The organism is Neobacillus sp. PVCKKU3 (assembly GCF_058323225.1).
Window position 1 is genome coordinate 1 of sequence record NZ_JBLVQN010000099.1, and the last position, 940, is coordinate 940.

General features: G+C 49.8%; 7 tRNA genes. All 7 read left to right on the plus strand.

What is annotated here, in order from left to right:
* Positions 1–85 precede the first annotated feature (85 nt).
* A tRNA-Arg gene (locus ACNQGS_RS28960) sits at positions 86–162 on the plus strand.
* 19 nt (positions 163–181) lie between these two features.
* Positions 182–258: transfer RNA gene (locus ACNQGS_RS28965), tRNA-Pro, on the plus strand.
* 10 nt (positions 259–268) lie between these two features.
* Positions 269–344 (plus strand) — tRNA-Ala (locus ACNQGS_RS28970).
* A gap of 23 nt (positions 345–367) precedes the next feature.
* Positions 368–444 (plus strand) — tRNA-Met (locus ACNQGS_RS28975).
* A 12-nt stretch (positions 445–456) separates the two neighbouring features.
* Positions 457–549 (plus strand) — tRNA-Ser (locus ACNQGS_RS28980).
* A gap of 119 nt (positions 550–668) precedes the next feature.
* Positions 669–742: transfer RNA gene (locus tag ACNQGS_RS28985), tRNA-Met, on the plus strand.
* A gap of 3 nt (positions 743–745) precedes the next feature.
* Positions 746–822: transfer RNA gene (locus ACNQGS_RS28990), tRNA-Asp, on the plus strand.
* Positions 823–940: the final 118 nt, after the last annotated feature.

The window sequence follows — 940 nt, forward strand, 5'->3', positions numbered from 1 at the left end:
TCAGTGGTAGAACACCACCTTGCCAAGGTGGGGGTCGCGGGTTCGAATTCAGTCTTCCGCTCCAAATATCACCATTACTAATAATGCGCCCGTAGCTCAATTGGATAGAGCGTCTGACTACGGATCAGAAGGTTATGGGTTCGACTCCTGTCGGGCGCGCCATATAAATTATCAACACTACCGGGAAATAGCTCAGCTTGGTAGAGCACTTGGTTTGGGACCAAGGGGTCGCAGGTTCGAATCCTGTTTTCCCGACCATTGTTTATTTGGGGCCTTAGCTCAGCTGGGAGAGCGCCTGCTTTGCACGCAGGAGGTCAGCGGTTCGATCCCGCTAGGCTCCACCATTGAATATTTATCTATGAATGTTGGCGGTGTAGCTCAGCTGGCTAGAGCGTACGGTTCATACCCGTAAGGTCGGGGGTTCGATCCCCTCCGCCGCTACCAAATATGTTTTACGGAGGAATACCCAAGTCCGGCTGAAGGGATCGGTCTTGAAAACCGACAGGCGGGTTAAACCGCGCGGGGGTTCGAATCCCTCTTCCTCCGCCATAAGACTGTTATTTATTTTAGAGTGTATCAATTGATCTATTTCTTGAATATACTTTTTAAGATTAATACAGTCATACGTTAGCTTTTAGTATGGCGTAAACTTAATACTTTCTTATTATCGCGGGGTGGAGCAGTCCGGTAGCTCGTCGGGCTCATAACCCGAAGGTCACAGGTTCAAATCCTGTCCCCGCAATCCGGTCTGGTAGTTCAGTTGGTTAGAATGCCTGCCTGTCACGCAGGAGGTCGCGGGTTCGAGTCCCGTCCAGACCGCCACTAAAGCAGCTCAGTAGCTCAGTCGGTAGAGCAGATTGCTCACATCGCCGAATATGCTTCTGCGGCAATCTGCGAGAAAGAACTTACCTGAAATTAGTTGTAGGAAATCATCTTAATT